Genomic DNA, 22,671 nt, shown 5'->3' with positions numbered 1-22,671 from the left:
TCAGTCCTTTACCGCTCCGCCCAGCCCGGAGACCAGTCGTCGCTGTACGAGTACGAAGAAGATCAGTACCGGAATCGTCATCACCGTGGAGGCGGCCATCACACCACCCCAGTCGGGGTCGTCCGGCTTGTAGAAGACGAGCAGCGCCATCGGCAGGGTCGACTGCGAGGTGTCGCTGATGATGAAGGACTTGGCGAACAGGAAGTCGTTCCAGGCGGAGATGAAGGAAAACACGCTCGTGGCCACGAGGCCGGGGAAGACCAGCGGGAAAAGGATCTGCCACAGGAATCGCGCCCGGCTCGCCCCGTCGATGTACGCGGCCTCCTCCAGCGCCTCCGGTACGGCTTTCACGAAACCGCGCAGCATCCAGATCGCGAAGGGCAGCGAGAAGGCGATGTGCGGAAGGATCAGTGAGCCCAGTGTGTTCAGCTGCCCGAAGTCCCGCATGAGGAAGAACAAGGGGATCGTCAGGGCCTCCACAGGCACCATCTGGGCCACCAGAAACATGATCAGCAGGGTCGTCCGGAAGCGGAACCGGAATCTGGTCACGGCGGTCGCCGCGAGAAACGCGATCAGTGCCGAGACGATCACGACACTGCATGCCACGACAAGGCTGTTGAGGAAGTAACGGCCGAATTCCTGCTGTCCGAAGACCCGCCGGAAGGAGTCCAGGGAGGGCGCGAGCGTCCAGGGCCGGGGCTTCGACGACTCGATCTCGCCGGCCGGTTTGAAGGCGCTGAGCACCATCCAGTAGAGGGGGAAGGCGACGACGACCGCGATCAGCAGCGCCGAGGCCTCGGCGGCCGGCCGCCAGGGGCGCCGCACCCTCAGACGTGGGAGATTCACAGTTCCTCCCCCTGCCGGCGCAGCAGCCGCAGGTACACGAGCGTGGCGGCGAGCAGGATCAGCAGCATCACCACGCCGACAGCGGAGCCGAGGCTGTACTTCGAGGACGCGAAGGCCTGCTGGTAGGCGTACACGTTCAGGACGAGGTTCTGGCCGGCGATGCCACCGCCGTTCGTCATGACGTAGATCTGCGTGAAGACCTTGAAGTCCCAGATGACCGACTGGATGGTGACGACGGTGAGGATCGGCCGGAGCATCGGCGCGAGGACCGAGCGCCAGATGCGCCACTGCGAGGCACCGTCCAGGGCGGCGGCCTCCAGCACCTCGCCCGGGACGGCCCGGATGCCGGCGTACACCGTGACCATGACGAAGGGGAAGGAACACCAGACCACCTCGAGCAGGACGAGGAAGAAGGCGCTGAAGCGGCCGTACGTCCATGAGTGGTCGCCGAGCCCCAGGACCCGGTTCACGGGCCCGAAGTCCGGGTCGAAGAGGAGCAGCCAGACCGTGGAGCCCGTGACGGCCGGCGTCGCCCACGCGCCCAGCGCGGCAAGCATCAGCGCGAGCCGCGGCAGGGCACGCACACGCGTGAGCAGTACGGCGAGCGCGCAGCCGACCGCCAGCGTCGAGGCGACACAGGTCGCCGCGAAGAGGACCGTCGCCAGCAGCACCTGCCAGAACTGGTCGTCGGAGAACAGCTCGGCGTAGTTGCCGAACCCCTTGAAGGTGGTCGGTTCGCCACCGCTGACCTGGGCCTGCGTGTACTGGAAGAACGAGATCAGCCCGAGCTGGTAGATCGGATAGACAAGCAGCCCACCAAGGACGACGAGAGCGGGGGCGAGATACAGCCAAGGGGTGCTGATACGCCCCCAGGGGCGCGGGGCTGTGCTGAATTTGCGTCTACCGCCGCGTGGGCGCGACCAGCCCCCCACGACCCGCGGCCGCCAACGATCCGAAAGCCCCGAGCTCTCAGGCACCGGCGTCACCCGGCGGTGCCAAACGCATCGTCCATCTTCTTCGCCGCGTCCGTCGACGCCGCCGCCACGTCCTTCTTGCCGCTGATGACCTCCTGGAACATGGTCGGCAGGACCAGCGAGGAGTCGATCTGGGACCAGGCCGGTGAGGCGGGGACGAACTTGGTGCCGGCGGAGAGGGTCTGCACGAAGGGCTTCACGAACGGTTCCTTCGCCGCGACCTGCTGGCGGACGTCCCCGAAGGTCGGCAGGAAGCCCATCGCGTCGAAGAGTTCGGCCTGCGTCTTCTTCGAGGCGAGCTGCTCCATCAGCTCGACGGCGAGCGTGCGGTGCGAGGTGCTCTTCAGTACGCCGATGTTGTTGCCGCCGGCGAACGCGGGGGCGATCGAGCCCGAGGTGACACCCGGCAGCGGCACGACCGCGTACTTGCCCTTGACCTTCCCGGCCTCGACGGCGGTGTGACTGAAGTCGCCGCCGATCGCCATGCCCGCCTTGCCCGCGGCGAACGCGGTGATCGTGTCGTTGCCGCCCATCCCGGCACACTTGGCGGCGGGGCAGTTGTCGTCGCTGAAGAGGGACGTGTACGCCTTGATGCCCTTCTGGGCCGCCGCGCTGTCGATGGCGGAGGCGTACGACCCGCCCTTGCCGGTGGCGAGCTCGCCGCCGTTGGCCCAGACGAAGGGCATCGCGCCGTACATGTAGGCGCCACCGACGACGAGGCCGTACAGGTCGGGCCTGGCCGCGCGGATCTCGCGGGCGGTGGAGGCCAGTTCGGCCATGGTCTTCGGGAGCTTCAGCCCCAGTTGCTCGAAGACGTCGGTGCGGTAGTAGAGGGCGCGGACACCGACGTAGAAGGGCGCTCCGTAGAGCTTGTCGTCCACGGTGACGGACTGCTTCGCGGTGGGGTCGGTGTCCTTGGCCTCGCTCCAGTCGCCGAACTCCTTGGTGACGTCGAGGAGTCCGCCGTCCCGCACATAGCCGGCCGTGTCGGTGTTGCCGTACTCCATGACGTCCGGAGCGGACTTCGGGTCGTTGAAGGCGGCCTTGACACGCTGGGCGCGGGTGTCGATCGGGATGTACTCGACATCGACCTCGGTGCCCTTGTGGGCCTTCTCGAAGGCGGCGACGACGGAGTCGACGACCTTCTGCTTCGGGTCGTTGCCGACCTCCTGGAAGAGCCAGACGCGCAGGGTGCCGGTCTTCTCGTCCTTGTCGGAGGACGCGTTGTCAGAAGTCTGAGGGGCGCATGCCGTGACGACGAGAGCGGCCAGGAGAAGAGCGGGGAGTCGGGGGGAGAGCTTCATGGCGTATTCCTCCGAGCGTTGCAGCATATGCAATGACAGTTTTGCTCTGCACAACACCACGGAGGCTATGGACTACATGAACACGTCGACAAGAGGTCTCAACCACTCTGTGACCAGGTGACGCACCCCGTGCAACGACAGAACATGACAAAGGCCCCCGAGGCGCGCCAGAACGCGCCACGAGGGCCACATGGACCTCAGAAGGAAAGGAAGGACTGCAGGACTACTTGTCGCCGCCCTTGCCCTTGTCGTCGTCGCCACCGGAGCCCATGGACTCGTAGATCTCCTTGCACATGGGGCACACCGGGTACTTCTTCGGGTCGCGGCCCGGCACCCAGACCTTGCCGCACAGCGCCACGACAGGCGTGCCGTCCAGGGCGCTCGCCATGATCTTGTCCTTCTGGACGTAGTGGGCGAAGCGCTCGTGGTCACCGTCGCCGTGGGACACCTGCGGCGTCGGCTCTACGAGGGTTCCCGTCCCAGTACCTCGCTGCGGCTGGGGCTCAGGCTCAAGAGTGCTCATACCAGCCAGGGTACTGAAGCTCACACGCATCAGTTGAGCGAAGGGTCGTCCGGGTACGTGGCCACCATCGCGAGCTCGTTGCGCTGGCGGCGCAGGACCTCGCGCCAGAGTCTTTCCGGGGACGGGGAGGAGACATCGCCGGGCTCGGACTCGACGACGTACCAGGCGCCCTCCACCAGCTCGTCCTCCAGCTGGCCGGGGCCCCAGCCGGCGTACCCGGCGAAGATCCGCAGACTGCCCAGGGCCGAGGCGAGCAGTTCCGGCGGTGCCTCCAGGTCGACCAGACCGATCGCGCCGTGCACCCGGCGCCAGCCCAGCGGGGCCCCGTCGACGGACGTGCCGCCCGGGATGACGGCGACGCCGAGGGCCGAGTCCAGGGAGACCGGTCCGCCCTGGAAGATCACCCCGGGTTCGCCGGCCAGGTCTCCCCACCCCTCCAGGATGTCCCCCACGTCCACCGGGGTCGGACGGTTGAGGACGACACCGAGGGAGCCCTCCTCGTCGTGGTCGAGGAGGAGCACCACCGCACGGTCGAAGTTCGGGTCCGCCAGGGCGGGCGTTGCCACGAGCAGCCGCCCTGTGAGCGAGGACACCTCGGTCATGCCAGACATGATCCCGCATCTTCCCCGTGCGCGGGCAGCCAATGCGCTTACGGCAGTGAATGCAGCTCAGAGCGCAACGATGCGCCCCACGCGCACGCCCGGCGCCGGTGACCCCATGCACTCGACCGGAAACCGTGCGTGTTGTGACAGAGCTATGACGGATCTGGGCGGTCCTTGGGCTTACAGAAGGGGGGTGGGCGGCCATTACCCTTTCCCTTCTGGCCCTTGCCCCACTCATCGGAACGCGAGATACATGACCGTCAACGGCAATGACGACGTACTGCTTGTCCACGGCGGAACCCCGCTGGAGGGCGAGATCCGTGTCCGCGGTGCGAAGAACCTCGTACCGAAGGCCATGGTCGCCGCCCTGCTCGGCAGCGAGCCGAGTCGACTGCGCAACGTTCCGGACATCCGTGACGTGCGGGTCGTACGCGGACTGCTGCAACTCCACGGGGTGACGGTCCGTCCGGGTGAGGAACCGGGCGAGCTGGTGATGGATCCGACGCACGTGGAGAGCGCGAACGTCGCCGACATCGACGCCCATGCGGGGTCGAGCCGTATCCCGATCCTCCTCTGCGGTCCGCTGCTGCACCGCCTGGGGCACGCCTTCATCCCCGGCCTCGGCGGCTGCGACATCGGCGGCCGGCCGATCGACTTCCACTTCGAGGTGCTCCGGCAGTTCGGCGCGACGATCGAGAAGCGGGCGGACGGGCAGTACCTGGAGGCGCCGCGGCGGCTTCGGGGTACGAAGATCACCCTGCCGTACCCGTCCGTCGGCGCGACCGAGCAGGTCCTGCTGACGGCCGTCCTCGCCGAAGGCGTCACCGAGCTCTCGAACGCGGCCGTGGAGCCGGAGATCGAGGACCTCATCTGCGTTCTGCAGAAGATGGGCGCCATCATCGCGATGGACACCGACCGCACCATCCGCGTCACCGGAGTGGACCGGCTCGGCGGCTACAACCACCGCGCCCTCCCGGACCGCCTGGAGGCCGCCTCCTGGGCGTCCGCGGCGCTCGCGACCGAGGGCAACATCTACGTCCACGGCGCCCAGCAGCGCTCGATGATGACGTTCCTCAACACCTACCGGAAGGTGGGCGGCGCCTTCCAGATCGACGACGAGGGCATCCGCTTCTGGCATCCGGGCGGCCAGTTGAAGTCCATCGCCCTCGAAACGGATGTGCACCCCGGCTTCCAGACGGACTGGCAGCAGCCGCTGGTGGTGGCGCTGACACAGGCCACGGGGCTGTCCATCGTCCACGAGACGGTCTACGAGTCCCGCCTTGGCTTCACCTCCGCGCTGAACCAGATGGGTGCTCACATCCAGCTGTACCGGGAGTGCCTGGGCGGCTCCAACTGCCGCTTCGGCCAGCGCAACTTCCTGCACTCCGCGGTCGTCTCCGGCCCCACCCGGCTCCAGGGCGCCGACCTGGTCATCCCCGACCTCCGCGGCGGCTTCTCCTACCTCATCGCGGCCCTGGCGGCCCAGGGCACGTCCCGCGTCCACGGCATCGACCTCATCAACCGGGGCTACGAGAACTTCATGGAGAAGCTCGTGGCGCTGGGGGCCAAGGTCGAACTGCCGGGCAAGGCACTCGGCTGACCGTCGCTCGGGCGCCCGTAGGCCGCCCGTAGGTCGCCCGTAGGCCGCCCGTAGGCCGCCCGTACATGCGCGTGTACGACGATGGGGCGGCCACCCTCACCGGGTGGCCGCCCCATTCGCGTTACTGAGCCCCGTACGCAAGTCCCGTCGCGTACGCGAAGGCTTACTGACCCTTGGCGGCTTCCTTGAGCTTGCTGCCGGCGGAGACCTTCACGCTGTAGCCGGCCGGGATCTGGATCGGGTCACCGGTCTGCGGGTTGCGCGCGGTGCGAGCGGCACGGTGGGTGCGCTCGAAGGTCAGGAAGCCGGGGATGGTGACCTTCTCGTCGCCCTTGGCGACGATCTCACCGACGGTCTCGGCGAACGCGGCCAGAACGGCGTCGGCGTCCTTGCGGGTGACCTCGGCGCGGTCGGCCAGCGCGGCCACCAGCTCACTGCGGTTCATGTTGTTACTCCCGTGTTCTTCTTGCTGTTGAGGCGTGCCACGCGGCGGAGCCGCATATTGGGCACAGCGAAGTCGATGCTGCCAGGGTCCTCGGACACTCCCAGGACCCGGGTCCGTGGCCGGACCCTCGCGCCCAGGGACGCATCCTGCCCCTACCTGCGGCGGGAAAGCCAATCCGGCACCCCCAGGAGTCGTGAGAACACCCTTGGGAGTCACACGAAAAGAGGGCCGAGCCTGGCCGACACGATAAACGTCGGCCAAGAGGGCCGGGTTCCACGACGCGCCGGTGTCAGGCCTGCCGTGGCGATCCTCACAGCCCACCCGCACCCGTACCCGGCCCCGGTCCCGGGCGGCTACGAGGCCGCGCCGACCGCCTTCGCGGCTTCCCGCACCGCCCCGGCGACCGCGCCCGCGACCTTCTCGTTGAAGACGCTCGGGATGATGTAGTTCGCGTTCAGCTCGTCCTCGGTCACCACGTCCGCGAGGGCCTTCGCCGCCGCGATCATCATCTCGGTGTTCACCGTGCGGGACTGCGCGTCCAGCAGACCGCGGAAGACGCCCGGGAAGACCAGCACGTTGTTGATCTGGTTCGGGAAGTCGCTGCGGCCGGTGGCGACGACCGCGGCCGTCTGGCGGGCGATCGCCGGGTCGACCTCGGGGTCGGGGTTCGCGAGGGCGAACACGATCGCGTCGTCGGCCATGCCGGCCACGTCGTTGCCGTCCAGCACGTTGGGTGCCGACACGCCGATGAAGACGTCCGCGCCCTGCACGGCCTCCTTCAGCGTGCCCGTCAGGCCCTCGGGGTTGGTGTTGTCGGCGATCCAGCGCAGCGCCGAGTCCGGGGCGGCGTCGACGAGGTCCTCGCGGCCGGCGTGCACGACGCCGTGGATGTCGGCGACGACGGCGTTCTTCACGCCCGCGGCGATCAGCAGCTTGAGGATGGCCGTGCCGGCCGCGCCGGCACCGGACATGACGACCCGGATGTTCTCCATGGCCTTGCCGGCCACCCGAAGTGCGTTCGTCAGGGCGGCGAGGACCACGATCGCGGTGCCGTGCTGGTCGTCGTGGAAGACGGGGATGTCGAGGGCCTCGCGCAGCCGGGCCTCGATCTCGAAGCAGCGCGGCGCGGAGATGTCCTCGAGGTTGATGCCGGCGAACCCGGGGGCGATGGCCTTCACGATCTCGACGATCGCGTCGGTGTCCTGGGTGTCCAGGCAGATCGGCCAGGCGTCGATGCCGGCGAACCGCTTGAAGAGGGCGGCCTTGCCCTCCATGACCGGCAGGGCGGCCATCGGGCCGATGTTGCCGAGGCCCAGCACGGCCGAGCCGTCCGTCACGACCGCAACGGAGTTGCGCTTGATGGTGAGGCGGCGGGCGTCCTCGGGGTTCTCGGCGATGGCCATGCAGACGCGGGCGACACCCGGCGTGTAGATCATCGACAGGTCGTCACGGTTGCGGATCGGGTGCTTGGACTGCATCTCGATCTTGCCGCCGAGGTGCATGAGGAACGTACGGTCCGAGACCTTGCCGAGTGTGACGCCCTCGATGTCGCGCAGCTGCTCGACGATCTCGTCGGCGTGCGCGGTGGAGGTGGCCGCGATGGTGACGTCGATCCGGAGCTTCTCGTGTCCGGACGCGGTGACGTCGAGGCCGGTCACCGAGCCTCCGTGGGACTCGACGGCCCCGGTGAGCTGGGAGACCGCGGTTCCGCTCGCGGGCACCTCCAGCCGGACCGTCATCGAGTAGGAGACGCTGGGCGCCGTTGCCATGGCCGACTTCCTCTGCTTTCACCTGTGACGCTGGATGCGGTCCGATCGTCGCACCTACCGCCGAGTAGGCGTTAGCCCGGGTGGGATTGCGAACGTTGTGTTCGCAGCGAAAGAGGCCCACGTCACAATCGACGTGGGCCTCTCGAACGTTCAGTGGCACCGACCCGCCATGCTCGCCTCGCGGCAAGTGGTCGCTCGTAGCGACGAAGGTTGGGCCCGGGGGCTTGGATCGGGCCGGTGCCACACCCAGGCTAACAAATGGATCCCGTAAGGCCATTCCCGTCTCGCAAGTTCATCGCACCAGCCCCCCGGTCAGTCCCTGAGCAAATCCGGAACCCCGTCCGCGTCCGGCGCGTCCCGCTCCGCCGACACCACCGTGAGCTGCTGCGTCGCCCGGGTCAGCGCCACGTACAGCACCCGCAGGCCCGCCGGGGACTCGTCCGCGATCTCCGCCGGGGAGACGACGACCGTGGCGTCGTACTCCAGGCCCTTCGCCTCCAGGCTGCCGAGTGCCACGACCCTCCCCCAGTCTCGGCTTCGCTCACCCGGGGGGACCCCCATGCCGAGCCCGGCGAGCCAGCGCCTGGCCTCCTCGCGGCGGTTCATGGCGACCACGACGCCGATGGTGCCGTCGACGAGGTCGAGGAGCCGGGCGGCCTCGGCCCGGACGGTCTTCGCGAGGGAATCCCGTACGGGGACGGCCGCGAAGCGTGGCTGGACGCCCGTGGAGCGCACCGCCGACGGGGACTGGGCGCCCGGCATCGCCAGCGCCAGTACCTTCGCGGCCAGCTCGGCGATCTCGGCCGGGTTGCGGTAGTTCACGGTCAGCTGGAAGCGGCGGCGCGGGCGGCTGCCGAGCGCCTCGTCGCGGGCCTGGGCCGCCTCCTCGGGGTCGGACCAGGACGACTGGGCCGGGTCGCCGACGACCGTCCAGGTGGCGTGCCGGCCGCGGCGGCCGACCATGCGCCACTGCATCGGCGTGAGGTCCTGTGCCTCGTCGACGATGACGTGGGCGTACTCGACGCGCTCCTGGGCGAGCCGCTCGGCCCGCTCGCGCTGCGACTCCTCGCGGACCGGCATCAGCTCCTCCAGGCCGGTGAGCAGGTCGAGCGGGTCGGCCTCGCGCCTGCGGCGGGGGCGGGCCGGGGTGCCGAGGATGGACTGGAGCTCGTCGAGCATGGCGATGTCGTGGACGGAGAGGCCGTCGCGTCTGAGGGAGCGGGCGACCCTGCGAACCTCGCCCGGGTTGAGGATCCGCCGGGCCCAGCGGCCGAGGCGCCGCTCGTCGGCCATGGCGTCGAGGACGGCCTTCGGCGTCAGCTCCGGCCACCACGCGTCGAGGAACTCGATGAAGCTGTCCTCGGAGCTGACGTCCTCGTCGAAGGAGGAGCGCAGCTCGGCTGCCAGCTCCGGGTCGGTGTGCCGGCCGCCCGCGCCGGACTGCGTCCACAGGGCGTCCAGGAGCAGCTTGCGGGCGCGGGGCCGCAGCAGGTTCACGGGTGCGGTGCCGCTGAGCGCGTTGTTGCGGATGCGGTCCAGCTCGCCGGCCTCCAGCTCCAGGCGGCGTCCGAAGGCGACCACGCGGAGCCGGGTGGGCGGGCCGGCCGGTGTCCGCGGCGTCGGGTCCGTGTCGTCGAGGGTGAGCTGCCCGGTGGGGGCACCCGCGCGCGCGGCGCTGCCCGAGCCCGCTTCGAGGGCGCCTCGCGCCACCTTCCGCAGGACCTTGAGCATGCGGTACGACCCCTTGGCCCGCGCCACGGCCGGGGAGTCGTACAGCGTGGCCTCCGCCCCGTCGACGAGCGAGCCGATCGCGCGGATGGCGACCTGGCCCTCCTCGCCGAGGGAGGGCAGGACGCCCTCGGTGTACGCCACGAGCAGCGGGGTCGGGGAGACGATCAGGATGCCGCCCGCGTACCGCCGCCGATCCTGGTAGAGCAGGTAGGCCGCCCGGTGCAGGGCGACGGCCGTCTTGCCGGTGCCGGGGCCGCCCTCGACGTAGGTCACGGAGGCGGCGGGGGCGCGGATCACCATGTCCTGCTCCGCCTGGATGGACGCCACGATGTCCCGCATGGTGTGGGTGCGGGCCTGGCCGAGGGCCGCCATCAGGGCGCCGTCGCCGATCACGGGCAGTTCCCGGCCGTCGAGGAGGGCCTTCAGCTCGGGACGCATGAGGTCGTCCTCGACGCCGAGCACCTTGCGCCCCTTGGAACGGATGACGCGGCGGCGCACCACCCGCCCCGGGTCGACCGGGGTGGAGCGGTAGAAGGGGGCGGCGGCGGGCGCCCGCCAGTCGATGACCAGCGGGGCGTAGTCCTGGTCGAGGACGCCGATGCGGCCGATGTGCAGGGTCTCGGCGATGTCGGCGGTACTGTCCGGGCGGACCGCGCCCTCCGCCGGTTCCACGGCGGTGTAGGCGCCGTCCGGCCCCTTCTGACCGTCCTTGCCGGCGAGCAGGTCGATACGGCCGAAGAGGAAGTCCTCGAACTCGTTGTTCAACCGGTTCAGGTGGATGCCTGCCCGGAAGACCTGGGCGTCGCGCTCGGCGAGCGCGCCGGGGGTTCCGACCTGGCCACGCTTGGCCGCGTCGTTCATGAGGAACTCGGCCTCGTGGATCTTCTCCTCGAGGCGCTGGTACACCCGGTCGAGGTGTTCCTGTTCGACGCTGATCTCTCGGTCACGCACGGAATCGTGCGCGGAGTCCTGAACCGAGTCGACCGCGATTTCCTGCTGAGCCTGAGCGGCCACCGGGCCCCCTTCTGACGTGCTGGGCAGCCGTCAACCGTACGCGAAGGGGGCCCCTGGAAGCTATGTACGCGCTCAGTCGATCACACGTCGCCCTTGACGAGCACGTCGCCGTCGAGGGTCATGACCTCGAACCCCTTCATCTTGTCCGGGGTGAAGGACGCGCCGCCCACGATGTAGAGCGGATTCTTGGCCTTCTCGGTCTTGCCGTCCGCGAGGCCGTAACCCCAGGACGGGACGGACCAGTTGGAGGCCGTCACCCGCTCGCCGTTCTCGCCGATGAAGATCAGGGAGCACTTGAGGGGGCCCTTGACGTTCTTGAGCTCCAGGACCGACTCGGTGCCCCAGTCCTTCTTGGCCAGGGCCACGGTCGCGCTCACGCCCGTCGACGGGTCCGTCGCCGACACCTTGTCGTCGATGGTGTTGAAAAGATCCTTGGCGGGGGTGGCCGAGAGGGTCACGCCCTTGGTGCCGCCACCGCTGGAGTCGTCGCCGGTCGCTCCCATCGCGACGATCGGGCCGCCGACGATCAGCGCGGCCGCGGCCGCCACCATGTAGAGACTGCGGCGGCGCTTGCGGGCGCGGCGTTCGGCGACCTCGTCGACGAGCTTGTGCACCACGCGCGGGCTGGGCTTGGCGGACAGCGACTCGCCGATGGCGGGCGTGCCGGAGCCCGGCAGGTCCGCGAGGGCGGCGAGCATCGGTTCCATGCCGGCGAGCTCGTCGAGCTGCTGGGCGCACCATTCGCAGGTGGCGAGATGGGCCTCGAAAGCGGTTGCTTCGGCGTCGTCGAGGATGCCCAGGGCGTAGGCGCCGACGGTCTCGTGCTCGTTCGGACCCGGAGATCCCATCATGGGGCCAGACATACCCGCACCACCTGTACCGAATCCCTGGTTTCCCCCGTACACACTCATCACGCCGTCACCCCCCGCTCCTCCAGTGCCAGCTTCATCGACCGCAGGGCATAGAAGACCCTGGAGCGCACAGTGCCACTCGGTATACCAAGCGTCTCAGCCGCCTCATTGACGGTACGCCCCTTGAAGTACGTCTCGACGAGCACCTCCCGGTGGGCCGGTGTCAGGTCGTCGAGCGCGTCGGACAACGTCATCAGCCACAGCGCCTTGTCGATCTCGTCCTCCGCGGGGATGACCTCCAGCGGCGACGGATCGACCTCCTGCGGCCGGGCCTGCCGGCTTCGGTGGCCGTCGATGACGATGCGCCGGGCGACCGTCACCAGCCAGGGGCGTACCGATCCGGTCGCTCGATTGAGCTGGCCGGCGTTCTTCCAGGCACGGATGAGCGTCTCCTGCACGACGTCCTCGGCACGTTGCCGGTCTCCCGCGACAAGGCGGAGCACATAGGCGAGCAGGGGTCCGGCGTGTTCTCTGTAGAGCGCACGCATGAGCTCCTCATCAGGTTCCGAGGGCTGGGACATGCGATGTCGGGCCCTCGATCCACGTTCATTGGCCACGACGGAATCCTTGCGCACGCCCACCTCCGATGTCCGGGGGTTCCCCCAGTCGGTCGCTCCTCCACGGGTACGGACGCGGTGAGTTGGATGTTCAAAGCGGGACGACAGTTTTCTTGTGAGTGACGTGACGAGGTTGGACATGGGGGCACATTCCCCCCGCGCGATCTTTACATTTCCGCCACAAGGGCAAGATCACGCCAGCTGCCCTCGGGGCGCCGAAGGTAAACGGCATGTAATCGAAATCACTTCGACAGCCGCTCTACAGAAGCAACATAACGGACACTCAGGCGCGCGGGAGCGCCGCCCGACGCCGGTGCCGGGCCACCCGTTCGCGGTTCCCGCACACCTCACTGGAACACCAGCGCCTCCTGCGCCCCCGTGACGTATCGAGATAGACGATGGGGCAGTTGTCCCCTTCGCACTGCCTCAGCCCGGCCCGCGCGACCGGATCCGTGAGCAGTTCCACGACGTCCCGCGCGACGGCACCGAGCAGCGCGGCGCACTCGGGCGGGCCGTCCAACTCCCGCACCAGCGTGCCGTCTTCGCAGGTCACGGCGCGTGGGGCAGGAGGCGCGGCGCGGGCGATCTCATTGACGCGGGCGAGCGCGAGATCGTACGGCCGCCCTTGTGGCGCGAGCCCTCCGGGCACCAACTGGCCGATACGGCCGCGCAGTTCGCGGAAGCCGACGAGCCAGGACGCGTCGGCGTGCGCCAGCCCGGTGCCCGCCGGGACGAGTCCCGATCCGGCGATCCAGGCGCGCAGCACCGCGACGGAGTCGAGGCGTTCCTCGGGGTGGGTGGTCGCGAGGAGATCCAGGCAGATCCGCCCGGCATCGAACCGCAGTTCGTACGCGGCCGTGGCCGTACCCAATGCCATGTGCCTGTCACCGCCTAGGGGTCACCCCGGTGAGGAACCGTTCCCTCTTACAGTGCCTGCCCGCTCGCGCGGCCGGAACCCCTCGTACCGGCGGCAAGCGGGGCGGGCGGTGGACGCGTGCGTATGCGGACGCGGGTCTCGGCCATGTCCCGCCCTGCCGCCCCGCCCGTTGACTGGAGCACATGACACGACTCGAGCACACGAAACAGCGGAGTGAGAGGAACAGCGGCGCCGGAGGCGTCCTGGGCGCGGCCACGGTCGCGACGGGTCTGGCCGCCGGGGTCTTCTACGTCTTCGCCTGCGCGATCATGCCGGCGCTGGCGCGCAGCGACGACCGGGTCTACGTCGATGTCATGCGGGACATCAACGACGTGATCCAGAACCCGGTGTTCATGCTGAGCTTCCTCGGCGCGCTGCCGCTGACGGGGATGGCGGCGTGGCAGGCGCGGGGCACGCCGTACCGCGCGTGGGCCTGGGCGGCCTTCACCGCGTACGCGCTCGCCTTCCTGGTCACGGTCGCCTTCAACATCCCGCTCAACGACGACTTGGCGAACACGAGCGACGTGGGCACAGCGCGGGAGGAGTTCGAGGACCCGTGGGTCGCGTGGAACGTCGTGCGGGCGGTGTTGTCGACGCTGGCGCTGGGGTGCCTGGCCAGGGCGCTGGTGCTGTACGGCCGCCTTCGTCCCGGGGCCTGAGGCCCGTCCGGTGGGCTCAGACGTCCCCGTACTTCGTGTCCGCCGACGGGTCCAGTGCCAGCCGGTAGCCGCGCTTGACGACGGTCTGGATCAGCTTCGGCGCGCCCAGGGCCGTACGCAGGCGAGCCATCGCCGTCTCGACCGCGTGTTCGTCGCGGCCCGCGCCGGGCAGTGCCCGCAGCAGCTCGGAGCGGGCCACGACCCATCCCGGGCGGCGGGACAGGGCACGCATGAGGGACATGCCGGCCGGCGGTACCGGCTTGAGGTCGCCGTCGACCAGTACCGCGTGGCCGCGGATCTCCACCCGGTGCCCGGCGATCGGCAGGGAGCGGGCCCGGCCGGGCATCTCCTGGCACAGGAGCTGGACGAGGGGGCCGAGCCGGAAGCGTTCCGGCTGGACGGTGTCGATGCCCTGTGCCTGGAGCGGCAGCGCGGTGACCGGGCCGACACAGGCCGGCAGGACGTCGTGGTTGAGGGCGGCGAGCAGTTCGGGCAGCAGGCGGCGGTCCTCGGCGCGGGAGAGCAGGGAGGCGGCGGCCGGTGCGCTGGTGAAGGTGAGCGCGTCCAGACCGCGCGAGACGGCCGCGTCCAGCAGCCGGTCCATCGGCCCGATGTCCTCCGGCGGCATCCACCGGTACACGGGGACGCCCAGGACCTCGGCTCCCGCGGCCCGCAGCGACTCCACGAAGCCGGGCAGCGGCTCGCCGTGCAGCTGTACGGCGATACGGCGGCCCTCGACGCCTTCCTCCAGGAGCCGGTCGAGCACCTCGGCCATGGACTCGGACGACGGCGACCACTCCTCTTGGAGGCCGGCCGCCCGGATCGAACCCTTGACCTTCGGGCCGCGGGCGAGGATCTCGACCCCGCGCAGCCGGTCGAGCAGGGACTCGCCGAGGCCCCAGCCGTCGGCGGCCTCTATCCAGCCGCGGAAGCCGATCGCGGTCGTGGCGACCACTATGTCCGGCGTCTGGCCGATGACCTCCTTGGTCGCCGCCAGCAGCTCACTGTCGTCGGCGAGCGGCACGATGCGCAGGGCAGGGGCGTGCAGAACAGCGGCTCCGCGCCGCTGGAGCAGCGCGCCCAGCTCGTCGGCCCGGCGTGCGGCCGTCACTCCCACAGTGAACCCGGCAAGGGGTCCATGGTCCGGTCGCTGCTGTACCTCGTACATAACTCTCGTTCCCGCACTCGAGTTCATTGCATCTACCACCAGGTGATGGCACCCGCATGCCGACCGAGCCTGTCAACGGCTCGTGACAGGCTCGGTTCGGCTTGATGTCGCTGGTGTTACCGATGCCCATTTCCCCCGAAGCGCCGGATGCGATCTCCGCCCTCCGGCCGGGGGTCCGGGGGTGGCCCCCCGGATGGGCTCAGCCTCACACCTCCGCGTAGCTGAGCTGCGGCTTCGCCTCCGAGGCCGTGGTCGCGGCCTGCGAGCGGCTCGCCGAGCGGCGAAGGTATACGGCCCAGGTGACCACGAAGCAGGCGGCGTAGAAGGCGAGGAAGGCGACGAACGCCCCGGTTCCGGAGCCGTAGGAGAGGAAGGACTGCCGGAAGGCGAGGTTGATGCCGACGCCGCCGAGCGCGCCGACCGCGCCGATCAGGCCCATGGAGGCACCGGAGAGACGACGCCCGTAGGCGGCGGCCGCTTCACCCTCCAGCCCCTTGGCCAGCGCCTTCGCCTGGAAGATGCCGGGGATCATCTTGAACGTCGAGCCGTTGCCGAGGCCGGTGAGGACGAACAGCACCACGAACGCGACGGTGAACAGGGCCAGCGACTTCTCCATGCTGGCGGCGATGAGGACCGCGGTCGCCACGCCCATGCCGATGTAGTTGTACAGCGTGATCTTCGCGCCGCCGTACTTGTCGGCGAGCCACCCGCCCAGGGGCCGGATCAGGGAGCCGAGCAGCGGGCCGATGAAGGTGACGTACGCCGCCTCCAGCGGGGTCCGGCCGAACTGGTTGGTCAGCACCTGCCCGAAGGCGAAGCTGTATCCGATGAAGGAACCGAAGGTGCCGATGTAGAGGAAGGACATGATCCAGGTGTGCGGGTCCCTCGCGGCGTCCTTGGCGGCGCCGGTGTCGTTCTTCACGGACGCGATGTTGTCCATGAAGAGCGCGGCGAGGACGGCGGCGATGACGATCAGCGGGATGTAGATCCCCAGGAGGACCCGGGGGCCGCCGCTCGCACCGATGATGGCGAGCGCGACCAACTGGATGACCGGGACGCCGATGTTGCCGCCGCCCGCGTTCAGGCCGAGCGCCCAGCCCTTCTTACGAAGGGGGAAGAAGGCGTTGATGTTGGTCATCGAGGAGGCGAAGTTGCCGCCGCCGATACCCGCCAGCAGGCCGATCAGCAGGAGGGTGTTGAAGGAGGTCCCCGGCTCCATCACCGTGAACGCGGCGACGGTGGGGATGAGCAGGAGGGCGGCGGAGACGATGGTCCAGTTCCGGCCGCCGAAGATCGCGATGGCGAAGGTGTAGGGGACCCGGACGACGGCTCCGACCAGGGTCACCATCGACGTCAGCAGGAACTTGTCCGCCGGCGTGAGCCCGTACTCCGGGCCCATGAAGAGCACCAGCACGGACCACATGGTCCAGATCGAGAACCCGATGTGCTCGGAGAGGACGGAGAAGAGGAGGTTGCGCTTGGCGACCTTCTCTCCGGTCTCCTTCCAGAAGGTCTCGTCCTCCGGATCCCACTGCTGGATCCAGCGACCGCCCCTACTGGGGGGTGCGGGGGCTGTGCTAGGGGCTGTCATGACGCCTCCACGGTGTACCGGGGCTCGGGTGGTTCGAGGGAGTGGCTGAGTCCCGACGTTAGGGAGGACGCGTTTCCGGTCTGTGGCACTGGGTGACCGGAAGGGAACTTTGCTCTCACCAACAGTGGAGGCCGGATGAGAGGTTTCGGAACCTCATGTGACCCGGTTCATATGTGAGCGAACTTGGACAGGCCGGAAGACGATCACCGGTGCTTGGCGTTACGACCCCGCTCCGCCCCGTCCGGCCACAGCTGTGGCCTGCGCTTTGCCGCCACGTCCTCCATCCAGCCGAAGGCGAGCACACAGGCGGCGATGAGGAGCCAGACGAAGACGAGGACCGGCCAGGGGCTTTCCAGGAGCCAGGAGTAGTGCATCGCGAGGGTGTCGATGCTCCAGAGGTGGTCCCAGAGCGTCGAGGCGATGAGGATGCACAGGTTGTGCCAGAGGTAGATCGTCACCGCGCGGGAGTTGAGGAGGGTGATCGGTCGTGCCCAGCGGCGCAGTCTGCTCGGCCACTCCGACCAGGACGGGCTGATGTGCAGAAGCAGCAGCACCGTGGCGAAGGAGTACAGGGACTGGGCGAAGGGGATGTCGTCGAGGTCGTGGCCCGCCTTGAAGCCGTGCGAGAAGGCGTACCAGAGGCCCACGCAGATGATGGCCGGCGCGACCGAGGGGACGATGTAGCGGGGAATCCGGCTCAGGATGCCTTCCTGGTGGGCCATGCCGAGGATCCAGCAGGCGCCGAACGTGCTGAAGTCGGTCAGCGCCGACGGGAACCGCTCCCCGGGCAGGGTGAGGTAGCCGAACTCGAAGGCCGCCGACAGGACGATCGGCGAGACGATCGTCGCCAGGGGCATTGCGCGCAGGGCCTTCAGGATGAACGGGGACAGCAGCACGAACCACAGGTAGGCGCGGATGTACCAGAGGGGTCCGGCCAGTTCCGCCGCCCAGTCCGCGCCGACGATGCCGTGGATCCCGGACAGGCCCTCGGCGTACGGCGGGTCGCTCAGCGGCAGGATCCAGTAGGTGAGGTGGAGCCACCACCAGCCGGGGTGCCCCTCGTCGCCGGGCCCCCAGCCCTGGATCACCATGCCCGTCACGCCGATCGCGCCGAGCAGCCACAGCGGCGGCAGCAGGCGGCGCATCCGGCCGCGGATGACCGTCAGGGCCTGGCGGCTTCCCAGGGAGCGGGCCATGAGGTTGCCTGCGAGCGCGAACATCACGCCCATGGACGGGAACAGGATCGGGAGCCAGGCCCAGCCCATGAGGTGGTAGAAGACGACCCGGAAGAGCGCGAGGGCGCGCAGGAGGTCGAAGTAGCGGTCGCGGCCTGGGGCCTTCGTGCGGGTCTGCTGCTCGGGCAGGCCCGAGGGTGCCTGGTCGTGCGTGGTCGTGGTGCTCATGTCTCCGGTTTCCGTACTCGTCTCGCCAGGTACGGCGCTCATCCGACCGGCCTTCCTTCCGCGATCTGCTGCCTGCCCTGCGCGGGCATGTTCGGCGGGGCCGACACCCCGCCCTTGCGCCGCAGCTTCTGCCAGCGCAGCCGGCCGCCGGTGAGGGCGGTGATCCAGGACTGGAGCAGGACGACGTACATCAGCTGGCGGTAGAGGATCTGCTGCAACGGCAGCGAGATCAGCGGGGTCAGCCGCTCGCGGTCCAGGATGAAGGCGTAGGTCGCGCAGGCCAGCTGGATGGCGAGGACGCCGAACCAGGCCAGGATCGTCTTCCCGGTGGGGCCGAAGACCAGGCCGTAGATGAGGAAGACGTCGATCAGCGGGGCGAGCAGCGGGGCCAGGACCATGAACAGGGACACCAGCGGGAGGCCGACCCGGCCGAAACGGCCCGAGGGTCCCCGGTCGAAGACGGCGCGGCGGTGCTTCCAGATCGCCTGCATGGTGCCGTACGACCACCGGTAGCGCTGGGACCACAGCTGCTGGACGGACTCCGGGGCCTCGGTCCAGGCGCGGGCGTTCTCCGCGTAGACGACCCGCCAGCCGTCGCGGTGGATGGCCATGGTGATGTCGGTGTCCTCGGCGAGCGTGTCGTCGCTCATGCCGCCGACGCGTTCCAGTGCGGTGCGGCGGAAGGCTCCGACGGCGCCCGGGATGGTGGGCATGCACTGCAGGACGTCGTACATACGGCGGTCGAGGTTGAAGCCCATCACGTACTCGATGTGCTGCCAGGCTCCGATGAGGGTGTCCTTGTTGCCGACCTTCGCGTTGCCGGCGACGGCGCCGACGCGGGGGTCGCCGAAGGGCTGGACGAGTTCGCGGACGGTGGACGGCTCGAAGACGGTGTCGCCGTCCATCATCACGACGAGGTCGTACCGGGCGTTGGCCACACCCCGGTTGAGGGCGGCGGGCTTGCCCGCGTTGAGCTGGCGGACGACGCGTACGCCCGGCAGCTTGAGGTTCTCCACGATGCGTGCCGTGCCGTCGCTGGAACCGTCGTCGATGACGATGACCTCGATGGGGTGGTCGCTCGCCATCAGGGAGCGGACGGTGTTCTCGATGCACTTGGCCTCGTTGTACGCCGGGACCAGCACCGACACCGGTTCGGTGATCGGCGGCCCCCAGCGGAAGTCGCGGCGGCGCACCCGGCGGGCGTGGAGGGCGGAGAGCAGGAGCATCAGGCCGAAGCGGGCGATGACCAGGAAGCCGATGATCGCCAGGCCGACCACCAGGACGGCCGTGATGTTGTCGGAGGCCTGGACGAGGAAGACCCATGCCTTGCCCTTCCACAGGTCGACGCCGGCGACCCGGGTGTGCGCGCTGGGGGCGTCGAGGGCCTCGGTGAGGTTGTCGAACTGGTAGCCCCTGGCCTTCATCTGAGGCAGGAACCGGTCCAGCGCCTCGACGGTCTGGTGGCGGTCGCCGCCGGAGTCGTGCATCAGGACGATCTCGCCCTCGTCGCTCTCGGGCGTGACGTTACGGATGATCCGGTCGGCACCGGGCTTGCGCCAGTCCTGGCTGTCGACGCTGGTGACGACGGTGATGTAGCCGCGATTGCCGATGTACTGGGTGACCGGCCAGGAATTGTTGTCCATGGCCTCGGCGGACGAGGAGTACGGCGGCCGGAACAGCGAGGTGCGGATGCCTGCGGCGCCGGTGATGGCGAGCTGGTTCTGGGACAGCTCCCAGTCGATGCGCTTCTTCGACTGGAGGGAGAGGTCGGGGTGGTTGAAGGTGTGCAGTCCCACCTCGTGGCCCTCGTCGACCATGCGCCTGACCAGATCCGGATAGCGCGAGGTCATGGTGCCGGTGACGAAGAAGACGGCGTGCGCGTGGTGCTTCTTGAGCACGTCCAGGACCTCGGGGGTCCAGGTCGGGTCCGGGCCGTCGTCGAAGGTGAGGACCATGTGGCGATCGGGCACATTGAGGCTGCTGGTGCGGCCGGTGCGGGTGTCGATGACCGGGCCGCCCTCGATGATCTTCTGAGGCACCTTGTCGGCGGAGGACTCGGGCCGGATGCGGTGGTCCGCGAGGATCCCGCTGTGCACGTAGCCGCGCAGCATCAGCATCGCCATCAGCGCGGCGAGGAACAGCACGGGAAGCAGCAGGCGCATGGGCAGGCGGCGACGCCGGGAGCCGACGGCGGCTCCGGGCGCGGCCCCGGGACGGCGGGTGCGGGTTGCCATCAGAGGTAGTGCTCCGGGGACGGGGATGCCATCGGGTGGATGTGCATCGGAAGGAGGTGCATCTGTAGGAGGTGCACACGAGCGGGGCGTGCACCGGGAGACGGGATGCGCCGAGAGGCTCTCTCGAGGACCTCTCGGCGCGACCCCTTCAGAGGACGGGTTCCGGCGACGGCGGGGGCGCGGTCCCCGTGCCGTCCGGATCCGTGACGATCGGGGTCGGGTCGCTGGGGCCGTCGGCCACCGTGCCGGTGCCGGGGCCGCCGGTGCCACCGGCGGCCGTGGTCTCGGTCGGGGTGACCGTGGGTCCGGGGCCCGTCGGCGTCGGGTTGGGCGGCGGGGTGCTGACCGGCGGGTCAGTCGTCGGTGTCGGGTTGGCCGGGGTCGACCCGGTGCCCGGGCCCGGGACGGTGGCCGTCGGGCTCGGCTTGGGGACGGTGGACGCACTCGGCTTGCCGGAGCTGGCGCCGGCGCTCGGCGCGGTGGCGCCGGCGCTCGGGACCGGGGCCGTGCCGGTACCGACGGTCGCGGTGGGCTCCGGCAGGACGCCGGCCGTACCGGTGGACGCCGACTCGGAGGGCTGCGGCGAGGTGTCGACCTGTCCGGCCGGCTGGCCCTCCTGCTGGCCCGGCACGGGCAGCCAGGGCGCGTTGGAGTTGCCGGACAACAGCGTGGCGACGATGACGACGGCGTAGACCGCGCAGGCCAGGCCGACGGCGATGCCGATCCTGCGGTACCGGCGGCTGCGGCGGCCCGACTCGTCGACGAACACCGGCCCGTCGGAGCCGTCCGGAGCGGCGGCCGGACCGTCACCGGACCCGCCGTCCTTGGCCTGCCGTACGAGCAGTTCCTCCAACTGCTGCCCTATGCCGTCGAGTTGGACCGTCACCTCGTGCGGGTCGTGGGCGGGGCCGGTGTCACCGTGCGGGTCATGGCCGGAACCGGACGTACCGGTCTCGTCCCACGGGTCACGGACGACGCCGGTCCGGGCGGCGGCCCTGGGGCGTCCCGGCAACTCGGCGACCAGCGGAACGGCGTCGGTTCTGTCCGCTTTGTCGGCGCCGAAGAAGGCCCGGCCGGCCCTGCCGGACACGGCGGTGCCGTCGGCGTCGACAGCGGTCCGGCCGCCCTCGCCCGGGATTCCGCTTCCGGGCCGTCCGGTGATTCCGGTGCCGCTGGTCTCCGGGAACGCCTGGGTGCCGCCCCTCGTCGCCGAATGGTCCCCCGTCGATGCGACCTCGGGCCATTCCGGTTGGGCGTCTTCCCGCCACTTCTTCACGCGCACGCACATCCCCCCACGGGACAGTTCCGGGTGCGCGTACGACCCAAGCACCCGTCGGTCGAACCGAGCCCCCACCCGGTCCGAGCGCCCCCTTTATCACACTGTGCTCAGGCCACGAATGTAGCGCACAAGGAGGTTGTGTGTTTGCAAGGTGCTCAATTGTGGACACTCATCAGGTGCACGTCAGTGGCTGGAATCCATCCCTCGGCAGGTCGCCGCAGCCAGCCCGCCTCGACCGAGAGTTCGAGCGCCGCCCGGCGCAGAGCGTCTAATGCCGGGTGCACCAGCCCCTTTCGCCACACCAGTGACACGAGTGACAACGGGACGGGATCGACCAAGGGGCGCAACACCGTCGCGGGCATGGCCGGAAATTCCACCACGACGAGGATCGGGTTCCCGGTCTTCGCCATGATGCGCTGGAACTCCTCGTCCCCGACGGCCAGCGGAGCGGGCGATGCGACCTCGATACCGCGCCCCTCGAACAACCGGCGCGCGAGATCCGTCCACTCCGGCGTACGCGGGTTGCCCGCCCCGGCGTACAGGCACTCACCGGCGAGCGCGGCGAGCGGCACCGCCTCCAGCGCCGCGAGCGGGTGGCCCTCGGGCAGGAGGACCGCCATGGGCTCGTAGCGCACGGGCTGCTGGTCGAGGCCCGACCGCAGCGCCGGATCGAGGCCGGCGAAGCGCCCGAAGGAGGCGTCCAGCCGGCCCGCGAGCAACTCGCCCGCCGCGTAGGTCAGGCCGCTCTCGTAGCGGGCCATCAGCTCCAGCTCGGGGGCGAGTTCCCTGGCCCGGTGCAGGACGCGGCGGCCGGTGGCAAGGCCCGGCGAGTTCAGGTCCACCAGCAGCGGCCGGGCCTGCCCGAACGCGGCGAGCAGCTCGTCCTGCGCCTGGAGCACCCGGCGCGCGTACGGCACCAGCCGCTCGCCGTCGGCCGTCAGCGTCACCCGCCGGGTGGACCGTACGAACAGCTCGGCGCCGAGGTCCCGCTCCAGCCGCCGTACGTCCCGGCTGAGCGCCTGCTGGGCGACGTAGAGCCGGGCCGCCGCACGCGTGAAGTGCAGCTCCTCTGCGACGGCGAGGAAGGCGCGCAGGAGACGGGGGTCGAGGTGGCGGCCGGGGGCGGACATCCCGGGAACCTACAA

The 22,671-nt window shown here is 69.7% G+C and carries 19 protein-coding genes; 2 read left to right on the top strand and 17 right to left on the bottom strand.

All coding sequences use genetic code 11. From position 1 onward, the window contains the following. The 5 genes from ACFYO2_RS18250 to ACFYO2_RS18230 form a co-directional block, all read right to left on the bottom strand. The gene (locus ACFYO2_RS18250; RefSeq protein ID WP_388349748.1) at positions 1-846 is read right to left on the bottom strand and encodes a carbohydrate ABC transporter permease; all 846 of its coding nucleotides are present in this window, start codon (positions 844-846) and stop codon (positions 1-3) included. Then, complete coding sequence (locus tag ACFYO2_RS18245; protein ID WP_388349746.1) at positions 843-1,778, bottom strand: carbohydrate ABC transporter permease; 936 nt, start codon at positions 1,776-1,778, stop codon at positions 843-845. The genes ACFYO2_RS18250 and ACFYO2_RS18245 overlap by 4 nt, the downstream gene beginning before the upstream one ends. A 50-nt stretch (positions 1,779-1,828) precedes the next feature. Further along, positions 1,829-3,124: an extracellular solute-binding protein gene (locus tag ACFYO2_RS18240; protein WP_388349744.1), complete on the bottom strand. Its 1,296-nt coding sequence runs from the start codon at positions 3,122-3,124 to the stop codon at positions 1,829-1,831. Positions 3,125-3,347: 223 nt separating this feature from the next. Then, positions 3,348-3,647, bottom strand: coding sequence for a DUF3039 domain-containing protein (locus ACFYO2_RS18235; protein ID WP_388349742.1), 300 nt, complete (start codon positions 3,645-3,647; stop codon positions 3,348-3,350). A gap of 29 nt (positions 3,648-3,676) precedes the next feature. Further along, complete coding sequence (locus tag ACFYO2_RS18230; protein WP_388349740.1) at positions 3,677-4,249, bottom strand: YqgE/AlgH family protein; 573 nt, start codon at positions 4,247-4,249, stop codon at positions 3,677-3,679. A 253-nt stretch (positions 4,250-4,502) separates the two neighbouring features. On the opposite strand from ACFYO2_RS18230, the gene murA reads away from it, so the two are divergent. Next, a complete protein-coding gene (gene murA, locus ACFYO2_RS18225; RefSeq protein WP_388349738.1) occupies positions 4,503-5,849 on the top strand; it encodes a UDP-N-acetylglucosamine 1-carboxyvinyltransferase in 1,347 nt (448 codons plus the stop codon). A 163-nt stretch (positions 5,850-6,012) separates the two neighbouring features. On the opposite strand, the gene ACFYO2_RS18220 is transcribed toward murA, so the two are convergent. The 6 genes from ACFYO2_RS18220 to ACFYO2_RS18195 form a co-directional block, all read right to left on the bottom strand. Beyond that, positions 6,013-6,294 (bottom strand): HU family DNA-binding protein, encoded by a 282-nt coding sequence (locus tag ACFYO2_RS18220; RefSeq protein WP_054220032.1) that lies wholly within the window; start codon positions 6,292-6,294, stop codon positions 6,013-6,015. 353 nt (positions 6,295-6,647) lie between these two features. Beyond that, a complete protein-coding gene (locus ACFYO2_RS18215; protein WP_388349736.1) occupies positions 6,648-8,063 on the bottom strand; it encodes an NAD-dependent malic enzyme in 1,416 nt (471 codons plus the stop codon). A 312-nt stretch (positions 8,064-8,375) separates the two neighbouring features. Then, positions 8,376-10,808, bottom strand: a complete 2,433-nt coding sequence (locus ACFYO2_RS18210; protein ID WP_388349734.1) for a HelD family protein — start codon at positions 10,806-10,808, stop codon at positions 8,376-8,378. An 80-nt stretch (positions 10,809-10,888) separates the two neighbouring features. Further along, positions 10,889-11,719: an anti-sigma factor family protein gene (locus ACFYO2_RS18205; RefSeq protein ID WP_388349732.1), complete on the bottom strand. Its 831-nt coding sequence runs from the start codon at positions 11,717-11,719 to the stop codon at positions 10,889-10,891. Continuing rightward, positions 11,719-12,240: a sigma-70 family RNA polymerase sigma factor gene (locus ACFYO2_RS18200; protein ID WP_010039908.1), complete on the bottom strand. Its 522-nt coding sequence runs from the start codon at positions 12,238-12,240 to the stop codon at positions 11,719-11,721. The genes ACFYO2_RS18205 and ACFYO2_RS18200 overlap by 1 nt, the downstream gene beginning before the upstream one ends. Positions 12,241-12,559: 319 nt before the next feature. After that, positions 12,560-13,153, bottom strand: coding sequence for a CGNR zinc finger domain-containing protein (locus ACFYO2_RS18195; RefSeq protein WP_388349730.1), 594 nt, complete (start codon positions 13,151-13,153; stop codon positions 12,560-12,562). A gap of 182 nt (positions 13,154-13,335) precedes the next feature. Between ACFYO2_RS18195 and ACFYO2_RS18190 the strand changes: the two genes are divergently transcribed. Next, positions 13,336-13,851: a DUF1772 domain-containing protein gene (locus ACFYO2_RS18190; protein ID WP_388349728.1), complete on the top strand. Its 516-nt coding sequence runs from the start codon at positions 13,336-13,338 to the stop codon at positions 13,849-13,851. A 16-nt stretch (positions 13,852-13,867) separates the two neighbouring features. Here ACFYO2_RS18190 and ACFYO2_RS18185 read toward each other — a convergent pair whose 3' ends face one another. From ACFYO2_RS18185 to ACFYO2_RS18160, 6 genes are all read right to left on the bottom strand, one after another. Further along, a complete protein-coding gene (locus ACFYO2_RS18185) occupies positions 13,868-15,019 on the bottom strand; it encodes a uroporphyrinogen-III synthase (RefSeq protein WP_388349726.1) in 1,152 nt (383 codons plus the stop codon). 205 nt (positions 15,020-15,224) lie between these two features. Next, a complete protein-coding gene (locus tag ACFYO2_RS18180; protein ID WP_388349724.1) occupies positions 15,225-16,610 on the bottom strand; it encodes a nitrate/nitrite transporter in 1,386 nt (461 codons plus the stop codon). Positions 16,611-16,813: 203 nt separating this feature from the next. After that, positions 16,814-18,013, bottom strand: coding sequence for an acyltransferase (locus ACFYO2_RS18175; RefSeq protein WP_388349722.1), 1,200 nt, complete (start codon positions 18,011-18,013; stop codon positions 16,814-16,816). Between the two features lie 38 nt (positions 18,014-18,051). Then, the gene (locus tag ACFYO2_RS18170) at positions 18,052-20,247 is read right to left on the bottom strand and encodes a glycosyltransferase (protein ID WP_388349720.1); all 2,196 of its coding nucleotides are present in this window, start codon (positions 20,245-20,247) and stop codon (positions 18,052-18,054) included. A gap of 148 nt (positions 20,248-20,395) precedes the next feature. Then, entirely contained in the window at positions 20,396-21,535 is a 1,140-nt protein-coding gene (locus tag ACFYO2_RS18165; protein WP_388349718.1) for a hypothetical protein, read from the bottom strand. A 146-nt stretch (positions 21,536-21,681) separates the two neighbouring features. Next, on the bottom strand, positions 21,682-22,656 hold the full coding sequence (locus ACFYO2_RS18160) for a LysR family transcriptional regulator (RefSeq protein ID WP_388349716.1): 975 nt from the start codon (positions 22,654-22,656) through the stop codon (positions 21,682-21,684). Positions 22,657-22,671: the final 15 nt, after the last annotated feature.

The sequence above is a fragment of the Streptomyces sp. NPDC006602 genome, assembly GCF_042870385.1.
Classification (GTDB): Bacteria; Actinomycetota; Actinomycetes; order Streptomycetales; family Streptomycetaceae; genus Streptomyces.
Note: the sequence above shows the minus strand (reverse complement) of the source record. Positions and strands in the feature narration are given on the sequence as shown.

Excerpts from the sequence above, each read along its gene's own strand:
- ACFYO2_RS18185 (WP_388349726.1), bottom strand. The coding sequence starts at position 15,019 with ATGTACGAGGTACAGCAGCGACCGGACCATGGACCCCTTGCCGGGTTC.
- ACFYO2_RS18235 (WP_388349742.1), bottom strand. The coding sequence starts at position 3,647 with ATGAGCACTCTTGAGCCTGAGCCCCAGCCGCAGCGAGGTACTGGGACG.
- ACFYO2_RS18230 (WP_388349740.1), bottom strand. The coding sequence starts at position 4,249 with ATGACCGAGGTGTCCTCGCTCACAGGGCGGCTGCTCGTGGCAACGCCC.
- ACFYO2_RS18220 (WP_054220032.1), bottom strand. The coding sequence starts at position 6,294 with ATGAACCGCAGTGAGCTGGTGGCCGCGCTGGCCGACCGCGCCGAGGTC.
- murA (WP_388349738.1), top strand. The coding sequence starts at position 4,503 with ATGACCGTCAACGGCAATGACGACGTACTGCTTGTCCACGGCGGAACC.
- ACFYO2_RS18240 (WP_388349744.1), bottom strand. The coding sequence starts at position 3,124 with ATGAAGCTCTCCCCCCGACTCCCCGCTCTTCTCCTGGCCGCTCTCGTC.
- ACFYO2_RS18165 (WP_388349718.1), bottom strand. The coding sequence starts at position 21,535 with ATGTGCGTGCGCGTGAAGAAGTGGCGGGAAGACGCCCAACCGGAATGG.
- ACFYO2_RS18160 (WP_388349716.1), bottom strand. The coding sequence starts at position 22,656 with ATGTCCGCCCCCGGCCGCCACCTCGACCCCCGTCTCCTGCGCGCCTTC.
- ACFYO2_RS18215 (WP_388349736.1), bottom strand. The coding sequence starts at position 8,063 with ATGGCAACGGCGCCCAGCGTCTCCTACTCGATGACGGTCCGGCTGGAG.
- ACFYO2_RS18175 (WP_388349722.1), bottom strand. The coding sequence starts at position 18,013 with ATGAGCACCACGACCACGCACGACCAGGCACCCTCGGGCCTGCCCGAG.
- ACFYO2_RS18200 (WP_010039908.1), bottom strand. The coding sequence starts at position 12,240 with ATGTCCCAGCCCTCGGAACCTGATGAGGAGCTCATGCGTGCGCTCTAC.
- ACFYO2_RS18205 (WP_388349732.1), bottom strand. The coding sequence starts at position 11,719 with ATGAGTGTGTACGGGGGAAACCAGGGATTCGGTACAGGTGGTGCGGGT.
- ACFYO2_RS18180 (WP_388349724.1), bottom strand. The coding sequence starts at position 16,610 with ATGACAGCCCCTAGCACAGCCCCCGCACCCCCCAGTAGGGGCGGTCGC.
- ACFYO2_RS18190 (WP_388349728.1), top strand. The coding sequence starts at position 13,336 with ATGACACGACTCGAGCACACGAAACAGCGGAGTGAGAGGAACAGCGGC.
- ACFYO2_RS18170 (WP_388349720.1), bottom strand. The coding sequence starts at position 20,247 with ATGGCAACCCGCACCCGCCGTCCCGGGGCCGCGCCCGGAGCCGCCGTC.
- ACFYO2_RS18195 (WP_388349730.1), bottom strand. The coding sequence starts at position 13,153 with ATGGCATTGGGTACGGCCACGGCCGCGTACGAACTGCGGTTCGATGCC.